This is a genomic window from Stutzerimonas stutzeri (assembly GCF_000935215.1).
Taxonomy (GTDB): Bacteria; Pseudomonadota; Gammaproteobacteria; order Pseudomonadales; family Pseudomonadaceae; genus Stutzerimonas.
On sequence record NZ_JXXD01000082.1, the window covers coordinates 1 to 1,009 of the forward strand.

Consider the following 1,009-nt stretch of genomic DNA (forward strand, 5'->3'; position numbering starts at 1 on the left):
TGGAAGTTGCTTCGCGTGGTGGCGTTGCGCAGCTTGAAGCCGAGGTTCTTCAGCGGGCCGCTCTGGATGACGTAGGCGATGTCGGTGTTGCGCTCCCAGGTCTTGCCTTCGCTGGCGCCGGCGCCACGGTCGACGTTGTCACCGGAGACGTAGCGGGTCATCAGGCTCAGCCCGGGAATGCCCATGGCGGCGAAGTCGTAGTCGTAGCGGACCTGCCAGGAGCGTTCGTCCTGGTTACCGAAATCGTTGATCTGCAGCAGGTTGATCAACGCGTTATCGCCACCGGCGACGTAGGCGAAACCGGTATCGCCGCTCATGTGCTGGTAACCGCCGGTGAAGGCGTGACCGCCATGCTTGTAGGTGAACAGCGCGCCGAAGGCGTCGTTGTCGACATTGCTGCCGCCATCGTCGGTGGAGCGCACATAGCGCAGGTCGGTCTTGAAGCTCTGCGACTCGCCGATCGGCAGCACATGGACCAGGCTGAGGTTGTGCTGGTCGTAGATGCCGTCCAGCCCACCGTAGTAGTAGCTGGTGGCCAATTGTGGCGACCAGTCGTAGCGCCCGCCGGCGAAGCGGAACTCGTCGCTCGTCGTATTGCTGCCAAAGGTAATGTTGCGCAGCCCGCCATTGAACACCGTCATCTCTTCGTAGTTGGAAGAGTCGCGGTAGCTCGTGCGATCCAGCATGCCGAGATCCAGCGTGAGGCCTGCGACGTCTTGCTCTGCAGCCAGGCGCCGCGATAGATGTTCGGCAACAGGCGGCTGTCGTTGCGCATCAGCACCGGGATAACCGGTTGCAGCGTGCCCACGTGCAGCGTGGTGGCGGACAGCTTGGCCTTGGCGGTCAGGCCTGCCGTGCCGTAGTCGTCCGCCGGCTCGCCGGAAGCCGAGCGTGGCAGGAGGCCGGTGCCGCCACGGCCGGAGCCGGAGTCAAGCTTGACGCCGAGCAGGCCGATGGCATCCAGGCCGAAGCCGACCGGCCCTTCGGTGTAGCCGGTCTCCATTTTCAG

General features: G+C 64.2%; 1 pseudogene. It reads right to left on the bottom strand.

What is annotated here, in order from left to right:
• A pseudogene (locus tag LO50_RS09625) lies at positions 1 to 1,009 on the bottom strand (OprD family porin); the annotation flags it as partial.